The sequence below is a fragment of the Candidatus Binatia bacterium genome (assembly GCA_023150935.1).
Taxonomy (GTDB): Bacteria; Desulfobacterota; Binatia; order HRBIN30; family HRBIN30; genus JAKLJW01.
This window is the reverse complement of the sequence record JAKLJW010000011.1, coordinates 1-21,147: the sequence shown is the minus strand read 5'-3', so window position 1 is coordinate 21,147 and position 21,147 is coordinate 1. Positions and strand designations below refer to the sequence as shown.

15 protein-coding genes and 1 pseudogene are annotated in these 21,147 nt (G+C 66.7%); 11 read left to right on the top strand and 5 right to left on the bottom strand.

Annotation, left to right across the window (positions count from 1 at the left end; all coding sequences use genetic code 11):
- Window positions 1-2 precede the first annotated feature (2 nt).
- From L6Q96_08720 to L6Q96_08710, 3 genes and pseudogenes are all read left to right on the top strand, one after another.
- Window positions 3-2,315 (top strand): annotated as a pseudogene (locus L6Q96_08720) (hypothetical protein).
- Window positions 2,316-2,324: 9 nt separating this feature from the next.
- Window positions 2,325-3,698 (top strand): DUF6519 domain-containing protein, encoded by a 1,374-nt coding sequence (locus L6Q96_08715; GenBank protein MCK6554644.1) that lies wholly within the window; start codon window positions 2,325-2,327, stop codon window positions 3,696-3,698.
- A 111-nt stretch (window positions 3,699-3,809) separates the two neighbouring features.
- Window positions 3,810-4,295, top strand: a complete 486-nt coding sequence (locus tag L6Q96_08710) for a hypothetical protein (protein ID MCK6554643.1) — start codon at window positions 3,810-3,812, stop codon at window positions 4,293-4,295.
- Window positions 4,296-5,272: 977 nt separating this feature from the next.
- Here L6Q96_08710 and L6Q96_08705 read toward each other — a convergent pair.
- From L6Q96_08705 to L6Q96_08695, 3 genes are all read right to left on the bottom strand, one after another.
- The gene (locus tag L6Q96_08705; GenBank protein ID MCK6554642.1) at window positions 5,273-5,521 is read right to left on the bottom strand and encodes a hypothetical protein; all 249 of its coding nucleotides are present in this window, start codon (window positions 5,519-5,521) and stop codon (window positions 5,273-5,275) included.
- A 238-nt stretch (window positions 5,522-5,759) separates the two neighbouring features.
- A complete protein-coding gene (locus tag L6Q96_08700) occupies window positions 5,760-5,996 on the bottom strand; it encodes a YgiT-type zinc finger protein (protein ID MCK6554641.1) in 237 nt (78 codons plus the stop codon).
- Window positions 5,997-6,356: 360 nt separating this feature from the next.
- Window positions 6,357-6,818: a hypothetical protein gene (locus L6Q96_08695; GenBank protein MCK6554640.1), complete on the bottom strand. Its 462-nt coding sequence runs from the start codon at window positions 6,816-6,818 to the stop codon at window positions 6,357-6,359.
- A 265-nt stretch (window positions 6,819-7,083) separates the two neighbouring features.
- Here L6Q96_08695 and L6Q96_08690 point away from each other — a divergent pair, with 265 nt between their 5' ends.
- On the top strand, window positions 7,084-8,169 hold the full coding sequence (locus tag L6Q96_08690) for a tellurite resistance/C4-dicarboxylate transporter family protein (GenBank protein ID MCK6554639.1): 1,086 nt from the start codon (window positions 7,084-7,086) through the stop codon (window positions 8,167-8,169).
- A 157-nt stretch (window positions 8,170-8,326) separates the two neighbouring features.
- Here the strand turns inward: L6Q96_08690 and L6Q96_08685 are convergent, their stop codons facing one another.
- Complete coding sequence (locus tag L6Q96_08685; protein ID MCK6554638.1) at window positions 8,327-9,739, bottom strand: MFS transporter; 1,413 nt, start codon at window positions 9,737-9,739, stop codon at window positions 8,327-8,329.
- 241 nt (window positions 9,740-9,980) lie between these two features.
- On the opposite strand from L6Q96_08685, the gene L6Q96_08680 reads away from it, so the two are divergent.
- Both L6Q96_08680 and amrS read left to right on the top strand, forming a co-directional pair.
- On the top strand, window positions 9,981-11,486 hold the full coding sequence (locus L6Q96_08680; GenBank protein ID MCK6554637.1) for an alginate export family protein: 1,506 nt from the start codon (window positions 9,981-9,983) through the stop codon (window positions 11,484-11,486).
- A 570-nt stretch (window positions 11,487-12,056) separates the two neighbouring features.
- Window positions 12,057-13,145: an AmmeMemoRadiSam system radical SAM enzyme gene (gene amrS / locus L6Q96_08675; GenBank protein ID MCK6554636.1), complete on the top strand. Its 1,089-nt coding sequence runs from the start codon at window positions 12,057-12,059 to the stop codon at window positions 13,143-13,145.
- Window positions 13,146-13,210: 65 nt separating this feature from the next.
- Here amrS and recQ read toward each other — a convergent pair whose 3' ends face one another.
- Complete coding sequence (recQ, locus tag L6Q96_08670) at window positions 13,211-15,115, bottom strand: DNA helicase RecQ (GenBank protein MCK6554635.1); 1,905 nt, start codon at window positions 15,113-15,115, stop codon at window positions 13,211-13,213.
- A 233-nt stretch (window positions 15,116-15,348) separates the two neighbouring features.
- Between recQ and tilS the strand changes: the two genes are divergently transcribed.
- From tilS to glmM, 5 genes are all read left to right on the top strand, one after another.
- Window positions 15,349-16,368, top strand: a complete 1,020-nt coding sequence (gene tilS / locus L6Q96_08665; GenBank protein MCK6554634.1) for a tRNA lysidine(34) synthetase TilS — start codon at window positions 15,349-15,351, stop codon at window positions 16,366-16,368.
- A gap of 47 nt (window positions 16,369-16,415) precedes the next feature.
- Window positions 16,416-18,254 carry an ATP-dependent zinc metalloprotease FtsH gene (gene ftsH, locus L6Q96_08660; GenBank protein MCK6554633.1) on the top strand — a complete coding sequence of 613 codons (1,839 nt, stop codon included), beginning with the start codon at window positions 16,416-16,418 and terminating at the stop codon, window positions 18,252-18,254.
- Between the two features lie 241 nt (window positions 18,255-18,495).
- A complete protein-coding gene (gene cdaA / locus L6Q96_08655; GenBank protein ID MCK6554632.1) occupies window positions 18,496-19,245 on the top strand; it encodes a diadenylate cyclase CdaA in 750 nt (249 codons plus the stop codon).
- A complete protein-coding gene (locus tag L6Q96_08650; protein ID MCK6554631.1) occupies window positions 19,242-20,249 on the top strand; it encodes a hypothetical protein in 1,008 nt (335 codons plus the stop codon). Before cdaA ends, L6Q96_08650 begins: the two co-directional genes overlap by 4 nt.
- A gap of 152 nt (window positions 20,250-20,401) precedes the next feature.
- The coding region (gene glmM / locus L6Q96_08645) for a phosphoglucosamine mutase (GenBank protein MCK6554630.1) at window positions 20,402-21,147 on the top strand (746 nt) is incomplete at its 3' end.

The following is a 21,147-nucleotide window of genomic DNA, read 5'->3' as shown; positions in this document are numbered from 1 at the left end:
CCATGAGCGCCGACCTCGACCCGCGCATCGACCGCCTCTACAACTTACTGCCGGCCGTCTACCGCCAGCGCGACGCCGAGAACGGCCACGTTCTGAAGGCTCTGCTGCGGGTGATCGCCGAGCAGGTGAACGTCGTCGAGGACGACATCACTCAGCTCCACGAGAACTGGTTCATCGAGACCTGCCAGGACTGGGTGGTACCATACATCGGCGACGTGATTGGCTACCGCTTCCTCCACGACGCAGGCGAGCCGGGCGATGTGGCGACTGTTCGCGGGCGGCAGCGCCACAAGATCCTCATCCCGCGCCGTGATGTCGCGAACACCATTCGCTACCGGTGCCGCAAGGGAACGCTCGCGCTCATCGAGTTGCTGGCCAACGATGTCGCCGGCTGGCCGGCGCGCGTTGTCGAGTTATTCCCGCTGCTGGGTTGGACCCAGCACGTCAACCACTCACGTCTGCCGCGCGGGCGCACGGCCGACTTACGGGACGGCGATGCGCTAGACCGGATCGACGGCCCGTTCGACACGCTGGCATACACGGTCGACGTCCGGAGCATCGCATCGCGCAAGAGTCAGGGGCGCTATAACATCCCCAGCGCCGGCGTCGTCGTCTGGCGGCTCAGATCCTATTCGGTGACCAAGGCGCCGGCCTACCGCCTCGACGAAACTTCGCACTGCTACACCTTCAGCATCCTGGGCAACGACACGCCGCTGTATACCCGCCCGCAGCCGGAGCCCGAGCCGACGCACATCGCCGAAGAGCTGAACCTGCCAACACCGCTTCGCCGGCCCGCGTTCGAGGACCGCATGGAGGACTACTACGGCGAGGGCAAGAGCCTGCAAATCTGGCTCGGCGCGCCGGAGTCAGAATGCCGGGCTGGTGATACGAAACTACGACCGATTGGGGCGCACGAGATCGTGGTCGCCGATCTGAAGGACTGGGTGTATCAGCCGCGCCGCGACCAGGTGGCCGTCGATCCGGAGCGCGGGCGCATCGCGTTTCCACCGGCGCATGCGCCGCGCGATCGGGCGGTATGGGTGTCGTACCAGTACGCCTTCAGCGCTGCCATCGGTGGCGGCGAGTACCGCCGGCCGTTGTCGCTGCCGGCCGAGCACGTCCTCTACCGCGTCGGCGAGGGGGAGAAGCATCCGACAATCAACAGCGCACTCGATCAATGGGAGCAAGACCAATCGCAGCAGGGGAAACGGTGGCAGCACGCCGTCATCGAGATCACCGACAGCGGCTTGTACGAGGAGGAGGACCTGAAGCTGCACCTCAAAGCGAACCAGAGCCTGCAGCTGCGCGCCAGCAGCGGCAAGCGGCCGGTCATCGGCTTGTCGAACCGGCACCGAGCGCTTGTCGATGCCCTCAGGATTTCGGGGGGCTTCGGCAGCCGCATCACGCTTGACGGCCTGCTGATCGTCGGCCGAGCGCTGCAGGTGACGGGCCCGGAAATGCCGCCTCCTTCTGCGTCGCAGTCAGGATGTGGTTGCGAGAACACGACGGAACCGCGCATCGGCGACCTCGCCGAGCTGACGATTCGCCACTGTACGCTGGTGCCGGGCTGGACGCTTGACGGTGATTGCGAGCCACAGCAGCCCGCCAAGCCGAGCCTGGAGCTGCACCGCACTCAAGCCCGCGCCACCATCGAGCACAGTATCCTCGGCTCTATTCAGGTGATCCAGGACGAGGTGACGACTGATCCAATCCGCATTCACATCAGCGACAGCATCCTCGACGCGACGAGCCCCGAGCGCGAAGCGCTGGACGCCCCGGGCTGCCCCGTAGCGCACGCCGTCCTCACGATCGCGCGCAGCACGGTGACCGGCCGCGTGCAGACGCACGCGATCGAGCTGGCCGAGAACTGCATCTTTCATGGATTCGTCCGCGTGGCGCGCCGCCAGCTCGGCTGCATGCGCTTCTGCTACGTACCTCACGAGTCACGTACCCCGCGGCGGTAGGAGTGCCAGCCGGACGGCGCTGTACGCCTTGTCCAAGAAACCTTGCGGCGGGAGGCAAAGGATGCGGTGCCGCCCCTTTCGCCGCAGGAGCTGGCGGCCGAGATCGACTCAGCGCGTGAACGAGAGCGGACACGCGTTCGCCCTCAATTCAACAGCATCCGCTACGGCACTCCCGCGTACTGTCAGCTCACGAGCGCCTGCGCCGAGGAGATCCGCCGCGGGGCGGATGATGAGTCGGAGATGGGCGTCTTCCACGATCTCTTCAACCCGCAGCGGGAAGCCAACCTGCGTGCCCGGCTGGACGAGTACGCGCCGGCCGACCTGGAGACCGGCATCATCTTCGCCAGCTAGGAAGACCGCATGGGCAACGAGTTTGAGTTCAGACCGACGCACGGCGAACTCCGCGGCGACTTCTCGCGCGACACGTTCGATCCGAGCCAGCACTTCCTGCGCGTCCTCATGCAGCAGGGCCGCGTACAGGTCGACGCGGATTGGAATGAGCAGGTCTCGATTCTGCTGCACTACCTGCAGACGCTGGCAAAGGATCTGATCGGACCGCACGGGGGGCCGAAAGGAGACGATCTGGGGTTTGAGATTAAGAAGCTGGATGGCGGATCGAAGAACTTCGGTATTGGTAAGGGACGCTATTACGTGGATGGTGTGCTGTGCGAGAACGCGCAGGAGCCCCTCTACACGGGGCAGAAGGGCTTCCCATTCCCCGATTCGGCAGCAGAGCTCCAAGACGGCAACAGCTACCTCGTCTACCTCGACGTCTGGGAACGCCACATTACGCATCTCCAGGATGATCGTCGCATCGAGGAAGGCAGCATCCGTGAAGTCGCCTTAGGCCTGCATGGCCCCGACACCGCCACGCGCAGCCAGGTTGTCTGGCAGGTTAAGGTGCTGCCGGCCCAGAAGGGCACTTGGGAAGCCGAGCTCAAGAAGCTGTCGGACCGCCCCAAGCCAATGCTAAAGGCCCAGGCGCATGTGGACCGCAAATCGACCGATCCCTGCACGACCCAGCCGGAAATGCGCTACCACGGCGCGGGCAATCAACTGTACCGAGTCGAGATCCACACGTCCGGCAGCGCCGGCACAGCGACGTTCAAGTGGTCGCGTGAGAACGGCTCGGTGGTCTTCCCGATCGTGGAACCGGTGACAGGAAACACGGTCACCCTGGCGCATTTCGGTCGAGACGATCGTTTAGGTCTGAAGCAGGGCGACTGGGTCGAGATTGTGGATGATGACTACGTCCTACAGAATCGGGCCGAGTCGTTGCTGCGAGTCGAGAGAATCGATCGCGACCTCCGGCAAGTGACCCTGTCTGGAGGGTCGCAATCCACCGTCGGCCAGGACCTGGCGAAACATCCGCAGCTGCGGCGCTGGGATCATCAGGCAGCTCGGAAATCGGCCGATGGTGCACTGCCCGTCAAAGAGAGCGAAGGAGAGCACGTTTGGCTGACGATCGAAGACGGCGTACAGATTCAGTTCCCGAAGCCGGAGAAGGGGAAGGAATACAAATACCGCACAGGCGACTACTGGCTCATTCCAGCGCGCACGGCCACCGGCGACGTGGAGTGGCCGCGGGACGAGAACCGAACGCCAGTCGCCTTGCCACCCCACGGCATCGATCATCACTACGCGCCGCTCTGGCTGGTCTCGGTCACGAAGGGGGGTGTCACGGCCGACGCGAAGGACGAGCTCCGCTGCAAGTTCGAAGCGAGTGCAAAGTGAAGGAAGTAGGCACGAGCCGCAGGGAGGCGGTCTCACTGGGGCTCGGTTTGCGGGTGACAGTAACGCGATCCGGCTTGAAAGGCATAGACAAGCGAAGAAGGAGGATTTGACATGAAGCGATTTGCATCTTTCGCGGCGGCGACCCTTTTCGGCCCCGTCCTGGCGACACCGGCGAACGCCGGCGTTGTCGACAGCCCACTTCCGGCGCCTTTTACCCAGCACATCTTCACCGTGCCGGGCTATGTCGACATGGGATTTCTCGCGGCCTTCCTCACCTGCACGAACCTCGACGCAGTTGCTGTCACCGTCGGCGTAGAAGTCTTCGGGGCTTCCGGTGGCGCGGCGGTCAACAACCCCGTGGCAACGTCTCTCAGCGTCGCCCCCGGAGCGACTGTGACTTTCGGGAGCGCGGCCGTTGGGATCTCGATCGACTCCGACCTGGCGGCGGGCTTCGTCAGCAAAGGCTCTGCGCGCGTCCTTGCCACGTCAAAGAAACTGACTTGCACGGCGTTTGTGGCGGATACCGGCAACGCACCGCCGACCAGCGCCTGGCAGCTGACGATCATAGCGAAGACGAAACAGAAGGCGGCGAACTGAGCGCACGAACCGCGGGGCGCCTGGCTGGCGCATGGGTAGCCGGCGCCGGCCGAGGCGCGGTCGCCGAGCCCGCCGCCGCGGCAAGGCCTGGTCCACAGGGCCATCACGACCCACAAGGCGTCGTTGATTCACCCGGAGTCTGGGGATTGGATTGGCCCGCCCGCTTCACGCCGATGATCCAGATGAGTTGCACTTGCGTGAGTTGATGGGAGCGAGTAGCCTCGCGGCACGGTCGTCAAGGCGATTGTGGATGGCAACCTCGTCCGAATCACCCTCTCGCGTGGGCTGGCGCAGGCGTGGCGACGCAACCGCGGCAAGAGGATGACTGAGCAGCAGGCGATCGAGTTCGTCGAGCGCGAACGCCGAGAGCACGCGTTGCGGTCCGCCAAGCCGTACCTTTTGGAAGCCACGAAGACCCTCCTCCGGAAATCGGCCGAATAGCCCTTGATTTACCTCGAAGAGGGGGCGGACATCGGCTCCGCGTCGAGGCCGCATCGCGCTCCTGACCGAATCGACATCGGTCCCCGTTCCACCTCAACTGGATCCCTCTCGCCGCCTCGTCGTTTGCCTCCTCCGATGAGGTGGGCTGACATGGAATGGGTCGTCGGCAAGTACGCGGCGCAGTGGCGGCCCATGCCGATCCAGAGCCGGCGGTCTTGTCGGCAGTCGCCCACGATGGGATGCGGACGGTCGCATGGACCCCTGGCCCGTGCCTCAAGCTGGAAAACGACGCTCGAAGTCCTGATGGTTGCCAATCCAGACCCAAACCTAATCATCACCGTGGCGCAGCGCGACGGCGCGATAGTTCAAGGTGATGCGTACAGACCACGCTCGCGGGTCACTCCGCAACCGTTCCAGGCGAAGACTGGGATGCGCCTGGTCTTCGCGAAACTTGCCGTAGGCCAGGCGCGCGGCGTCTTGGATGTTGCGCGGCAGCTCCCGGTACAATCGCCAGAACTCGGGTGTGCCCCCGGAGGTCACGAGCGACGGTCGAACTCGGTGTCGGAGGTCTCCGGGAATGCGGTGGGGTCACGCTGGTAGGCTTGCTCGACCGGATCGAGCAAGGCAGAGAGAGCAGGCCGCGGCCGCGTGTCGCGGATGATGCCTTCCCACAGCGCATCGCCGTCCAGCTCCGGTAACAAAGCGGGCAGAGAGGCGACAAGCTCCTTGCGTTCGGCTGGAGAGAGATCCTGAATCGCCGCTTTGATTTCCTGCACCGTGCTCACATCGCCAGGCTATCCGAGCACCGGTACGGGGGCAGCCATCTTCACCCTGTCGCTCGGGGGACCGGACGTAGGGCGACCTGAACGAGTTGAACGAGTGCCACCGAGCGGCATGAGTAAGGCCAAGAGAGCCGTGTAGAGGTTCGGCGAGAAAGGGGAGATGACTCAGCGAACGAGGCCCTCCCGGCGTCAAATCGTGCAATTCCCCCCAACGTCGATAGGGCCGACGGCCGCTTGCCGTTCATGCCGCGGCTTCGTACTCGCTGATGCTGACCTGCGTCCCGGCCTGGGCGGCGGCCTCGACGATCTGGCGAACGCGGGCGGCCTCGGCTTCCTCGAAATACTCCTCTCCACAGTTCCCGCAAACGAGCGCCGGAACCCCGCGGACAACAACGGTCGCACCCCGCAACTCGGCCGTGAAACCGATAGGGCGGCGCTGGATCAACCCCTCCTGCTTACACGAGATACACACCTTCATGATTTCCTCCGGGTCTTGCAGCCCGACTCCCAAATGGCGGAGTCCGGCTCGTAAGCCGTGATGACGTGCAGGTCGTTGCTGGTCGGGCCTCATCGCCGTTATCTCCGGCGACCGTTATCGCTCGGCCGGTACCTGCGGTGGATATGTGTTTGGCGGGCCGCTTACCCGAACGTCGGTGTGGCGGCTCGGCGGGAGCCTCGCCCGCCCACGGCATGCATGGTCAGACCGTGGGTTGCGGGCGCTTGCCCGCGATGTGTTCATCCGTGGTCATGATTCCCTGACAACAGGGTAACCGCCGCCTTCGCAGTGCTCTTGCGACCTCAAGGTCGCGATGTCTTGTCCAGGCTTCCGGACCGCGACCTATTTCTTCCGCTCGGTGCCAGCCTTTTCGATGACGAACTCGCCGAACGACACGCCCAACTCGATGCCCTGCCCCTTCCCCGATAGGGCCAGCGACACCGTGCCCTTGGTAACCACCTGCGCGCTCGCCGACTTCACCATTCCGGCGTCCGCTTCCATCGTCGCGTAACTGCCGAACAGGTCGCGGATGTCGGACACCTGCGAGAACCGCCCGTGGCCGTCGACGACGTTCATCTTGCCCACCGTCAGTCCGCCACCCTTGGCACGAATGTCCACCCGGGCCGACTGCCCGTTGTCGCAAGTGATCGTGCCCCGACCGCTGGCCGACTCGTAAAACGCCGACCAGCCCTCGAGCGAGAAGTCCATCCTGCAGGTGGTCATCGCGCCGAGCGCCGCCGGCGCGAAGCCGCAAACGACCGCTACACCAAGCATCGCTGCCCCGCCGACCCATCGCCCGTTCATCGCTTTCCTCCCTCGTCGTGTCATACCGGGGTCTCTACCACAGCGCGAGGCTCGGCCGAACCGGAGTTTTCGGCGCCGACCTCACCACACCCCGGGCAGCAGGCGCCATCGCACACGCGAGGCGTAAGCGCCGGATCCCGGCCCTGTCATGGCCGATCCGTTCCGGTTGCGCGTCCGTTCGTGGTACGGTGCCCCCCGGAGGCACGCGGGGACGTTGTAAACGCGCGCGACCGCGGAAATGGGCGGGGCCGGAGGAGGTGCGGCGGTGGCTGGCGGACGATCCGAAAGAATCGAATCGGTAACCGACACCGGCGGCGGGCTGGCGACACTCGACCCCGTCTACTTCGCTCTGGTCATGGCAACCGGCATCGTGTCGATTGCCAGTTGCCTGCTCGGGCTGACGGCCGTGGGCCTGGCCCTCCTCGCCGTCAACGCCGTGGCGTACGTGGTCCTGTGGGCGCTCTACCTGGCGCGGCTCGCTCGCTTTCCGCGGCGGGTGCTGTCCGACCTCACCGACCATGCGCGCGGCGCGGGCTATTTCACTGTCGTCGCCGGCACCTGCGTCCTCGGGGCGCAGTGCGTTGTGGTCGTCGACCAGCCGCGTATCGCCACGGCTCTCTGGGTGCTCGCGGCCGCGATCCACGTACCGCTGATCTACGCGGTGTTCGGCAGTTTCACGACCCGGCGCCGGAAGCCGGATGTGGAGCACGGTCTGAACGGAGGCTGGCTGGTGGCCGTGGTGGCGACTCAGGGCGTGTCGCTCCTCGGCGGGAAGATCGCCGGCCAGTTTCCCGGAGCAGCGCACGAGATTCTCTTTCTGACCCTCGTGTTCTGGCTCGCCGGCGGGATGCTCTACATCTGGATCATCTCCATGATCTTCGAGCGCTACATGTTCGTGGCGCTCGATCCGTCCGAGCTGAGCCCGCCGTACTGGATCGATATGGGGGCCGTGGCGATCTCGACCCTCGCCGGCGACGTGCTTATCGCCAACGCCGCGCACGATGCGCTGCTCGGACGCCTGCGACCGTTTCTGGAAGGGCTGACTCTGCTGTTCTGGGCAACCGCGACGGCATGGATACCCATGCTCGTCGTGCTCGGTGTCTGGCGGCACCTCGTGCGCCGCTTCCCGCTCGCGTACAACCCGGGCTTCTGGGGCATGGTCTTCCCGCTCGGGATGTACACGACCTGCACCATCGAGCTGGCGCAGGTCATCGACGAGCCGTTTCTGATGGCGATTCCACGGCTGTTCGTCTGGTTCGCGCTCGCCGCCTGGGCGGCGACGTTTGCCGGGCTGGTAGTCGAAGGCGGGTCCGCCGCAATGCGCAGAAGAACCTCGCCGCGGACCCGCTGAGGCACCGGACCGCGGGCAAGCAGACATCTGTAATCGGAAACCGCCGCGCGCACGAACGTCGCGATCTCGATCGGTTCGATGCCCGTACGCGTGTCCAACCTGTCGGCGGTCGCGGCGGCCCGCGTCTCCGCGGCCGGCGTTCTGCTTCGAACCGGGATCAACTCGCGCCGGCGGCGCGGCGCTGGGCGAGTGCGCTCAGAACCTCGCCGTGGCGGGCGCGCGTGAGGTCGTAACGCGACAGGCACGCCACCGCCAGAAGGTAGAGCAGCAGAAGTATCGGCCCGACCACGATGCCGAGGTCGACCAGTAGCTTTTCGGGGACGGCGCCGGGCTCTGCCCCGCGCGGGAATCCGATCGCATCGAGTGCCACGCCGGCGAGCAGGCCGCCCAGGCCCGACGTCGCCTTGCCGACGAACGAAATCGCCGCGACGAACATGCCCTCCTGCCGGCGGCCCGTGGCCAGTTCGTGCTCGTCGACCGTATCGGCGAGCATCGACGAGACACAGATGCCGATCGACACGATCGCGGTCACCATGCACAACGCATGGACGAACAACGTCGTCAGCAGCCACGGCGACCCGTTCGGAGGCATCAGGTCGAACAAGCGGAGGAACACGGGCAACGGGCCCAACACGAGGGCGCCGCCGGCGAGCCCGAGAAGCGTGCGTTTCTTGTCGAACCGGTGCGTGACCGGCCGTGCGAGGACTACCGCGAGCATGGCCCCGATGGCGAGCGCATACACCAGCACGGCGATCTGCGCCGTGCTCAGACCCCAGAAGTAGGTACTCATGTAAAGCCCGACGACGTCGTTGAAGCCGGCGGCGACGGCGGCGAACAGAGCGCCGAGCACCAGGGCCCGGTACGACCGATTGCGCAGCACCTCGCGGACCTCTCGCGCCAGACGTCGCAGGGAGAACGCGGTACGTGTTGCCGGTACTCTCAGCAGCGGAATGAGTCGGTGCGTGCCGAGCGCGGACGTCACGATTGCCGCCCCGATCAGTCCGGCGGCTGCCACCGCGAAGGCGCCATACGCGGCCGCGTCGAAACGCCCGTCGGCGAACGTGGCCGATGGCGCGAAGAAATACAGGTACCCCATCTGGGCGGTGGTCAATCCGCCGACCCAGCCGAAGAAGAAGCGATAGCTGACAAACGACGTGCGCTCGTCGTAGTCCGAGCTCAGCTCGGGCAGCATCGAGCTGCTGGGAATGATGTAGAGAGTGAGAAACGCCCTGACGCCGACCGCAAAGGTCAGCAGCCACGCAAACAGCGCTCCGGGCCCGAGACCGGCCGGCGGGTTGAAGAGCAGCACGAAACAGGCGGCCGTAGGTACCGCCGAGGCGTACATGAACGGGTGGCGCCGCCCCCAGCGGGAGTGCCAGTTGTCGGAGAGCGAGCCGACCAACGGGTCGGTGACGGCATCCACGCACAGGGCTACGAAAATCGCGGCACCGCCCAGCGTCGCCGGCAACCCCAGCACCTGGTTGTAGTAGAACAACAGGAAGACGTTGAAGGATGCCGTCTTGGCCCCGTCGGAGATCGACCCCACACCGAAGAACAGCTTCGTGGACAACTGCGGAGAAGACGAATTCGGCGGCGCGGACACCCCCCGTCAGTAACACATTGCCGCCCGGCTCCGCACCCCGCGGGCACGGATCCGCTGTCCTTCACGCGCGAGGCGACGCGTGCGGCTGCGCAACTCCGCCCGCGGTGCCGGGGATTAATCGCCCCCCCTCTGGCGGACCCCGCCTCGGGAGAGTAGACGGGCGCATGCGCCGCGCCGCGCAAGACGGGGTACGGAAAGGGGTTCGGACATGAAGCGAGGGATAGCGATTCTCGGAATGGCGCTGATGGCGATGGCGGCCGAGGCGCAGACGCCGGCGGCGCCCGCTCCGGCGGCAGCGCCGGCATCGGCGGCGCGCGGGCTCACGATCCCGAAGATGGAAATCGATGGACCGTGGGACAGTACGATTCGACTCGAGTTCTTCAACCGCCTGCGCGGCGAGTTCGTCAGTTGGTTCGAGCCGGCGCCGACTTCGGCCACCCCCGATTACCGTTACGATTTTCTGGCCAACAAGTTCCAACTCGGCCTGCGGGTGACGCGCGACCCCTACGAGGTGTTCCTGCAGTTCCAGAACACGACCCTTGCCGAGGTGCCGGCCAACGCCGTCGGCGTCGGCGGATCGTACTACCAGAATACGCCGGAGACCGACCAGAACGGCGCCTTCCTGCGGCAGGGCTGGATCCAGATCCGCAACCTCTTCGGCTTCAGCGGTCTGACGTTGAAAGGTGGCCGCCAGCTCTACCTCGACGGGTTCGATGCGCCCGCGAAGAACCCGAGCCTGCGGTGGATTCAGGCGCAGCGTTTTGCACAACGACTGCTCGGACCGTTCGACTACACCAACGTCGGCCGCAGCTTCACCGGCGGGCAGGTCTCCAAGGACTGGGACCTCTTCAATCTGACGGCGTTCGGGTTCACGCCCACCTGGGGCGGTTTCGAGGTCGACGGCAACCGCCAGCTCGACATCGCCGTCGGCGGCGCGGCCCTCTACCTCAAGGATGCGCCGGCTGTGGGCAATACGGTCGGCCGCTTCTTCGCCTTCTACTACGACGACCGGCGCGACATCGTCTATCTCGACAACCGTCCGCTGGCGCAGCGCAATAAGGATCGGGGCCGGCCGGCGAACATCTTCACGATCGGCGCCAACGCCGCGCACGTCCACGAACTCGGGCCCGGGCTCGCGGACGGCGCCCTCTACGCTTACGGGCAGTTGGGCAAATGGCAGAGCCTGACGCAGGAAGCCTGGGCCTATGGCGTCGAGGGCGGCTACCGCTTTCCGGAGGTGTGGGCGCAACCGTGGACCCGCATCGGCATCAACAGCGGCTCGGGCGACGGCGACCCCAACGACGACACCCACGGGACGTTCTACCAGATGCTACCCACGGCGTGGCTGTACGCGATGTTTCCCTTCTACAATATGATGAACAACCAGGACGTGTTCATCCAGAACATCCTCGATCCGCATCCGCGCGTCACGCTGCGCAGCGACTTCCACTGGCTGCGAGTGAACAGCGGCGACGACTTCGCGTACTTCGGCGGCGGTCCGACGCAGAATAAGATCTTCGGGTACGGCGGTACCGCGGCGAAGGGCCAGTACGAGCTCGCCTATCTGCTGCACTTCCTCCTCAGCGTCCGGCCGACCGACTTCTTCTCGATCAACGCGGTGTACGGCCATGCCTGGGGGCAGGGCGTGATCAACGAGAACTTCGCCGGCAACGGCGGCGATTACGGATTTCTCGAGGGAATCCTGGCGTTCTGACCGCCGGTCCGTAAGACCACGCCTCGGGGAGGGCGAGGCTTCAGCCGAGCCGCGACGAACTGAGGGCGGCTCGGCGGGAGCCTCGCCCTCCCAGGGTGCTTTCGGTTGGATCCCGGGCCGGGGGCGCGAACCCCGGCCGGGTCGGCCGCATCCTTTCAGCGGCCGGACCGAAGAGGGCGCCGGTCACGTGCGGCCTCCTTAACTCATCGGCATCGGTGCTAAGTACTCGTCGGCATAAGTATGGCAACGTATCCGCACCCGCTCACCCTTCGACAAGCTTAGCGCGGGCTACCGCCCGCAACCCAAAGCGAACAACCAGCCCGTTCGCCCCGAGTAGGAGCCCTTCCCCCGGGCTCCGTATCGAGGGGCGCGCCCCTGCCGAGCCTGTCCCTCGATACGCGCCAGAAGAAGGCGCTACTCGGGACGAACGGGAAGGCACTGCCGCTCCATGGCCTGAAGATTTCTTCGCGCCGTGCGCAGACTTTCGGCGATAGTAGTTTAGGGCGAGCGGGTCGCATCATGAAGAACACGTTGGCGAATCCATGAAGTCAGAGTACTAAGCTGGGTCGTATGGACGCTACCGTACCCACACGGTACTGGCATGCGCTCGAAGACGGGCGGGTGCAGTGCGATGTCTGCCCGCGCGCGTGCAGGTTGCACGAGGGGCAGCGCGGGATGTGTTTCGTGCGTGCCTGCCAGGGCGCACAGGTCGTTCTCACTACCTACGGGCGCTCGAGCGGCTTCTGTGTCGATCCCATCGAGAAGAAGCCGCTGAACCACTTCTTCCCCGGTTCGGCGGTGCTGTCTTTCGGTACCGCCGGCTGCAACCTGGCGTGCAAGTACTGTCAGAACTGGGACATCTCGAAGTCGCGCGAGGTCGATACGCTCGCCGACGTCGCGTCGCCGGCGACGATCGCGCGGGCGGCCGTGGCCCTCGGCTGCCGGAGCGTGGCGTTCACGTACAACGATCCGGTGATCTTCATGGAGTATGCAATTGACGTCGCGCGGGCCTGCCACGCCGTTGGCGTGCGGACGGTGGCGGTCACGGCGGGGTACATATGCGCCGATCCCCGGCGCGAGTTCTTCAGTTACATCGACGCCGCCAACGTCGACCTCAAGGCATTCACGGAGACGTTCTACCACGAGCTTACCGCCGGGCATCTCGCCCCCGTGCTCGAGACCCTGGAGTACCTGAAGCGAGAGACGGACGTTTGGCTCGAGCTCACGACGCTGCTCATCCCCGGGCACAACGACAGCGACGACGAACTCGACCGGATGACCCGGTGGGTCGTGGACCGTCTCGGTCCCGACGTGCCGATGCACTTCAGTGCGTTTCACCCGGACTACAAGATGCTCGATGTTCCGCCGACGCCGCCCGCAACGCTGACTCGCGCTCGGACGATCGCTCGGCGCAACGGGGTCCGCTACGCCTATACCGGCAACGTCCGCGACCCCGAGGGCGGCAGCACGTACTGCCACGCCTGCGGCAAGGTCACGATCGAGCGCGACTGGTACGACATCGGCGCCTGGGGGCTGACCGAAGACGGCCACTGCGGGTCATGCGGGGCGGCGTGCGCCGGACGGTTCGCCGCGCGCCCCGGCGGGTGGGGCGCGAAGCGTCTGCCGGTACGTTTGGCGGACTTCGAAGCGCGGGCCTGACCCGCGGCGCTGCGGCCGGCCGCCGGTGTCGCGCGGTGGTGCGGGGTCGGGAGTTCGAGTTGGTGTCAGCGGGGTGAGCGGTCCGCCGCGCCGGTCCGCCGGGGCGGGCTGCCCGCGGCGGTGTCGGTCGCGATCGCGTGCGCGTCGCAGTACGTTCGGATCTCGCGGATCAGCTCGTCGCCGAAGTCGGCGAGCTTGCGCTCGCCGATGCCGCGCACGGCGAGGAGTGCCCCGGGACTGCTCGGACGTGCGCGGGCCAGCTCGCGCAACGTCGTATCCGCGAAGATGACGAACGGCGGGACGCCGCGGCCGTCGGCTACCCGCCGCCGCCAGGCCCGCAGATGGTCGAACAGGCCGCGCTCCACGCCGGCCCAGGAGTCGGCATCGACCGGCGCCGTCTTGACGCCGTCGGCCTTCGGCTGAATCAACCGCACGGTTCGTTGTCCGCGCAGTACCGCCCATGACGCGTCGTTGAGGGTCAGTACCGGGCGGTCAGAGTTGGTGCGCGCCAGCAGGCCGGCGTCGAGGAGCTGGTAGGTCCAGTTCACCACCGCCTTGCGCGGGGTGTCCTTCAGCAGTCCGTACGTGGTCAGCTTGTCGTGTCCCCAGTTGCGAATCCGTTCGGTCTTGGCCCCGAGCAGGATGTCGGCGATGTGTTCGACACCGAAGCGTTGCTCGGCGCGGGCGACGCACGACAGGATTTTTTGCGCGATGACGGTGCCGTCGGCGACGCCCTCGACCTCGTCGAGGCACACGTCGCAGGCGCCGCAGTTGTCCCGCGGGTACGACTGTCCGAAGTACTCCGATAGCCGCGCGTGCCGGCAGCTCGCCGCGGTGGCGAAGCGTCGCATCTGCTCGAGCAGTTGCCGCGCCGCCGCCGCGGTCTCGGGTGGCGCCTCGGCCGCGGCGGCACTGCTCTCGATGAGCGACTCCCACTTGATGACGTCGGCGGCCGAGTACAGCAACACGCACTCCGCTTCGAGACCGTCGCGGCCGGCCCGGCCCGTCTCCTGCTGATAGTGCTCGATCGATTTCGGCATGCCGGCGTGCACCACGCAGCGGACGTCGCTGCGGTCGATGCCCATGCCGAAGGCCACGGTCGCGGCGATGACGTCGATCTGTTCCGCGGCAAACGCATCCTGCGTGCGCCGGCGCGCGTCGGGCGACATGCCGGCGTGATAGTGCGCCGCCCGGATGCCACGCGTGGCGAGGGCCGCGGCCATGGACTCGGCGTCCTTGCGGCTGATGCAGTAAACGATGCCGGCCTGGCCTGCATGCCGGCGAATTACCTCCAGTGTCTGCGCCGCGGCGTCCCGCCGCGGTAGCACGCGATAGACGAGGTTCGGCCGGTCGAACGTGCCGATCAGTACGGTCGGGTCCTGCAAACCGAGCTGCACGACGACGTCGTCGCGCACGCGCTGGGTGGCGGTGGCGGTATAGGCGTGGACGCTGGCCTGCGGGAAGCGCTCCTTGAGCTGGGTGAGCTGGCGGTATTCCGGACGGAAGTCGTGGCCCCAGTGGCTGATGCAGTGGGCCTCGTCGATGGCAAAAGCGCGCACGTCGACGCGGCCGAGGAGATCCAGCATGCGCGGCGTCAGCAATCGCTCGGGGGCCACGAAGACGAGGTGGACCCGACCGGTGGCGATGCGTTGCCGGGCATCCTGCAGGGCGTCGAAGTCCATGCCGCTGTGCAGGGCGGCGGCGGGATAGCCGCAGGCGCTCAGGGCGTCGACCTGGTCCTTCATCAGGGCGATGAGGGGCGAGACGACGATGTCGGTGCGTCCGGTGACGGCGGGCGGCACCTGGTAACAGAGCGACTTGCCGCCGCCGGTGGGCATCACGACGAGCGAATCGCGCTGCGCGAGGGCTGCCTGCATGGCCTCGTGCTGCAACGGCCGCAGGGTGTCGTAACCCCAATACCGCCGGACGACGGCGAGGATGCGGTCGGCGTTGGCGTTGGCGGATTCCATTGGCGGCGGCGGTGACTGGCCGACCGGGCGTAGCACGCGGCCGTGCCGATTTACAGCGTGGGCTCGGAGCGCGGACGGCCGCCGGCAGCCGAAATAGACGGTGCACGCCCTGCGAGGCTGCGCGCGGCGACGGCTTTGACGTTTGCCGCTACACCCCGCCCCGGTGGGCGGCGTTCGTCGGACCGTGGACCGCGGTTATTGTTCCGGAGGGCCGGGGGTGCGACACTGACCCTATGGGCCGCCGAGCGGACGAGCGATTTCTGGGGGTCGTCGGGCGCACACTTGCCCGCCACGGCATGGTCGCGCCGGGGGACCGGGTGCTCGTTGCCGTCTCCGGCGGAGCCGATTCGGTGGCGCTGCTGGGGGCCCTGGCCGCGATGGCGCCGCGACTCGAAGTGACGCTGCACGCCGCTCACCTGCACCACGGCGTGCGCGGAGCGGAGGCCGACCGCGACGCCGCCGTCGCTGCCACGGTTGCCGAGCGCTGCGGTGTCTCCTTTACGGTGGAACGCGCCACCGACCTGCCAGCCGGTGCCAACTTCGAGGCCCGCGCTCGGGCCCGCCGCTATGCGTTTCTGCGCCGGGTGGCTCGCATCGAGGGTTGCGCTCGCGTGGCGACGGGACACACGCGCGACGATCAGGCCGAGACGCTGCTCATGCGCCTGGTGCGCGGTGCCGGGCGCCGCGGTCTCGGGGGTATGGAACCGGTACGCGACGGGTGGCTTATCCGGCCACTGCTCGCGTGCAGCCGCGGCGACGTCCTCGCCTTTCTCGCGGCGCGCGGCCTGCCGTGGTGCGAGGACGCCAGCAACGACGACCGGCACTTCCTGCGCAATCGCGTTCGCCACGAAGTGCTGCCCCTGCTCCGTGCCTTGAACCCGTCGATCGATGCCGTTCTGGCCGCGACTGCCGGCGTGCTCGCCACCGAGGACCGCTGGCTCGACGATGTCGTCGAAAGCCGTGTCCCGCTCGGCGGGTCACTGCCGGTGGCGGGGATGGCAGGTCTGCCGCTTGCTCTGCGGGTGCGCGTCGTGCGCCTCTGGTTGCGGCGGCAGCGCGGGCACCTGCGCGGACTCGGTCGCGTTCATCTGGAGGATATGGCGGCGCTGGCGGTGGGGAGTCGCGGGCGGGCGCTGGTGCCCGTGCCGGGTGGCGGCGCGGTCGAGCGCCGGTCCGGCGCGTTGCGGTTTCGGTCCGATTTGCGGCTGGTTTCGAGCGCTCCGGCCCCCAAACGGCCCGTTGCTGGTGCATAGGGCGTGTGTTAGGGTCGCGTAACGCCGTTATTCTACTGAGGGATTAGGTGAATCAGGTTTCACGAAACATAGCCCTGTGGTTGGTCCTCGGGCTGATGTTCTTGCTGCTGTTCAATCTGTTCAACAAACAGCAGTCGAAGGAGCCCGAGGTGGTCTTCAGTGACTTCCTGTCGTCCGTCGAAAAGGGCGACGTGACGGAAGTTACCATCCAGGGCCAGAACATCCGCGGCAAGTACCAGAACGGGGAACGTTTCAAGACGTACGCTCCGGAGGATCCGGGGCTGGTCCAACTGCTGCGCGACAAGGCCGTGAAGATCGCCGCTAAACCGGAAGATGGCGATCCGTGGTACATCGTCCTGTTCGTGCAGTGGTTCCCGATGCTCTTGCTGATCGGCGTCTGGATCTTCTTCATGCGACAGATGCAGGTGGGCGGCGGCAAGGCGATGTCGTTCGGCAAGAGCCGCGCCAAGCTGCTCAACGAGAACACCCACAAGGTCACCTTCAACGACGTCTCGGGTATCGACGAGGCCAAGGAAGAGCTCGAGGAAATCATCGCGTTCCTTAAGGACCCGAAGAAGTTCACCAAGCTGGGCGGCCGGATCCCGAAAGGCGTCCTGCTGGTGGGGTCTCCGGGTACCGGCAAGACGCTGTTGGCGCGGGCGATCGCCGGCGAGGCCGGTGTGCCATTCTTCTCGATCAGCGGTTCGGACTTCGTCGAGATGTTCGTGGGCGTGGGCGCCTCGCGCGTGCGCGACCTGTTCGTGCAGGGCAAGAAGAACGCCCCCTGCATCATCTTCATCGACGAGATCGACGCGGTGGGCCGTCACCGGGGGGCGGGTCTCGGCGGGGGGCACGACGAGCGCGAGCAGACACTGAACCAGTTGCTAGTCGAGATGGACGGGTTCGAGGCCAATGAAGGTGTCATCCTGATCGCGGCAACCAACCGTCCCGACGTGCTGGATCCGGCCCTGTTGAGACCGGGCCGTTTCGACCGCCGCGTGGTCGTGCCGCGGCCCGACGTCAAGGGGCGCGAAGGTATCCTGCGCGTCCATACGCGGCGCGTGCCGCTCTCTCCCGACGTCGATCTCGGCCTGCTGGCTCGCGGGACACCGGGGTTTGCCGGCGCCGATCTGGAAAACCTCGTCAACGAAGCGGCGCTGCTCGCCGCCCGCCAGAACAAGGAGCGGGTGGACATGGCCGACTTCGACATCGCCAAGGACAAGGTCATGATGGGCGCCGAGCGCAAGAGCATGATCATGAGCCAGGAAGAGCGGCGCAACACGGCCTACCACGAGGCCGGGCATGCGCTGGTGGCGAAGCTCCTGCCGGGGGCGGACCCCGTGCACAAGGTGTCGATCATTCCGCGCGGGATGGCGCTCGGCGTGACTCAGCAGGTCCCGCTCGACGATCGTCACTCGTACACCCGCGAGTTTATCCTCAACAGTCTGACGATCCGCTTCGGCGGGCGGGCGGCCGAAGAGCTGATTCTCGGTCACATCACCACCGGCGCGGCCGACGACATCGAGAAGACCACCGACTGGGCGCGCAAGATGGTGTGCGAGTGGGGCATGAGCGACAGGCTCGGACCGATGACGTTCGGCAAGAAGGAGGAGCAAATCTTTCTCGGGCGCGACTTCACGCAACTGCAGGACTACTCGGATCAGACCGCGGTGGAGATCGACGCCGAGGTGCGCCGCATCGTTAGCGAGTGCTATCGGCAGGCGCGCGACCTGCTGGCCGCGAACATCGACATCCTGCACAAGATCGCCGAAGTACTGCTGGAGAAAGAGGTGCTCGACGGTGCGGAGATCGACGAGATCATCCGGGCCTGTCGCGCGGGGGGCGCGCCGCCACTGACGATGGCCGGTGCGGACGCACTGGCGTAAGTACATCCGGAACCGACAACCGGAGCGCGACCCGCACCGCAGACCCCGATTGTCGCCGGCGGGAAAGGGGCGTCCGCGCTTCCCGGTTCGATGCCTTGCGCTGGCAACGGCGCGGCAAAAAAGGTAAGGCGGAAGCGAACTTGCGGAGCTCAGGCGCGCGTGTGGTGGGCGGTCGCGGCCAGCCGGGATCGTTGGACTTTCGGGGCGCGGATCGGGGACTCCGCCGCGCCGGAACGGTTCGATGCTCGACTTGTTTGCAAATCTGCGTCTTCAGGATGCCATCGACATTCTGGTAATCGCGTTTGTGATCTACCGGCTGATGGACCTCATCCGCGGCACCCGTGCCGTGCAGATGCTCATCGGTCTCGGGGTCGTGTTCGTGCTGTTCCTGTCGTCGAGTTACTTCGAGCTCTACACCCTCAACTGGATCCTCGATAACTTCCTGAGCGCCTTCCTGCTCATCATCGTCGTCATCTTTCAGGACGACATCCGCCGTGCCCTGACTCAGGTCGGGGCGCAGCGCTTCTTTGCCGGCATGCCGGAGATGCAGCAGCAGGATCTCGAAGAGATCGTCCGCGCCGCGGTCTTGCTGGCCAGCCGCCGCATCGGAGCGTTACTCGTGCTGCAGCGCGAGGTCGGGCTGAACCAGTACGTCGAGGGCGGAACGACCCTCGACGCCCAGGTCAGCAAGGAGCTGATCACGAGTATCTTTCAGCCGGCCTCGCCGATCCATGACGGGGCGCTGATCGTCCACCGCGGCCGCATCATCGCGGCCGGCTGCTTTCTGCCGTTGACGCAGAACCCTCACGTCAGCAAGACCCTCGGGACCCGGCATCGGGCGGCGATCGGGCTCACCGAGGAAACCGACGCCGTGGTGATCGTCATTTCCGAGGAGGAAGGGGCCATTTCGCTGGTGCGCGAGGGCCGCCTGACGCGCGGGGTCGACGCCGGGACGCTGCGCGCTACCTTGCAGCAACTTTTGGTGCGATGAAGCTCGATCGCAAAGACCTGATGCACGCGTGGGCGCGGGTTCGTGAAACGGTCTTCGACCGCGAGCGCATCCGACAGGCCTTCACCCGTAATCTGAGTCTGAAGCTGCTGTCTCTGGCGATCGCCTTCGGTCTGTGGGCCTTCGTCAACTTCGGCGAGCGCGACGCGGAGGAGTCGTTCCGGGCCGCGCTCGAGCTGCGCAACATCCCGCCCAACCTCATGATCACCAGCCCCCGGGTCGACTTCATCGACGTGCGGCTCGTCGGCCCGCGCACGCTGCTCGGACGCGTCGATCGAACCCGACTGTCGATCGGTCTCGATCTGAACGGAATTCGCCCGGGCCCGGCCGTCTTCCGTCTCGGCGTCGAGTCGCTCAACCTGCCCCGCGGCGTGTCGGTGGCGCGCATCAATCCCGCTCAGGTGACGCTGGAGCTGGAACCCGTCGCGCAGAAGGTGGTGCCGGTCCGCTTGCGTCTGGCGGGCAAGATCTCCCCGGACTTGCAGGTCGTCGACACGCAACTCGCCCCCGAGACGATAGAGGTCACCGGGCCGGAGGCCCCCCTGCGTAAGGTTGACGCCGTGAGCACCGAGAAGCTGGACGTCAGCGCCGCGGGCGCGGGTACGGTGGAAACCGAACTCCTGCTGGAGCCGGTTGGCGATTACTTCACGTACAGCGCCGACCGCGTCGCCGTGCAGGTGCGCATCGCCGAAGTACAGGCGGCGCGCGAGATCGGTCGCGTTGCCGTCGATGTTCAGCGCACCGGCCTCAAGCATCGGGTGACGCCGGCGACCGTGCGGGTAATGGTGCGCGGCCCGCGGCGCCTGCTCGAAGACCTCGGTCCGTCGCGTATCCTGGTGCAGGTCGATGCCAACGGTCTGGGCGCCGGCACGCACCGACTGACGCCGCGGGTCGTGGTTCCGAACGGTCTCGAGGTCGTCGACCTCGATCCGGCGACGGTTGACCTGAAGCTCTGGACTGATAAGCGGAGCAGCCGTGGCCGATAGCGGCGCGCGCCCGAAAGCGAACGAACCAGCGGCATGGCGAAGTCGTTACACGCCCCTGCCCATCAGCCGCTATTGCGGGTTCATGGGCCCTTCGATCCGACTCGCGGCGGGCTCCCGGCGAATCACCGGGGCCCGGAGCTGGAGGACGTGACGTGACCCGGGCGCGGCGTTGGTTCGGCACCGACGGGATTCGCGGCACGGCGAACGTCGAGCCGATAACGGTGGAGACGATGGTGCGGGTCGGTCAGGCACTTGGCCACTGGACCCGGTCGGCATTGCGAGGGCAGCGGCGCGTGGTCATCGGCCGCGACACGCGCCGGTCGGGCGACATGCTCGAAAGCGCAGTGGCCGCGGGGTTATGTGCGGCGGGCGCCGAAGTGCTGCTCGCCGGGTTGCTGCCGACGCCCGCGGTGGCGCTGCTGACCCGCCGGCTCGGAGCCGCAGCGGGGGTGGTGGTTTCGGCCTCGCACAACCCCGCTGGCGACAACGGCGTCAAGCTCTTTGCCGGTGACGGCTTCAAACTCTCCGATGACGCCGAAGCGGAAATCGAGGCCACCCTGCTCGCGGCGGCCGACCACGCGCCGGCGTTGCCGACCGGGAGCGGCATCGGCACGGTGACCCGCGTCGAGGACGCGTCGGGCCGCTACGTCGACGCGGTGGTAGGTACGGTGCCCACGTCCGCGGCGTTACGAGGGGTGCGCATCGTCCTCGACTGCGCCCACGGCGCGACCTACCGGGTCGCGCCGGAGATCTTCCGTGCGCTCGGCGCCGCCGTTACGACCATCGGCGCCGCGCCCGACGGCGATAACATCAACCGTGACGCCGGGGCCCTGCACACGGCCGCGATGCAGGCGCGGGTGGTGGCCGAAGGGGCGCAAATCGGGATGGCGTTCGACGG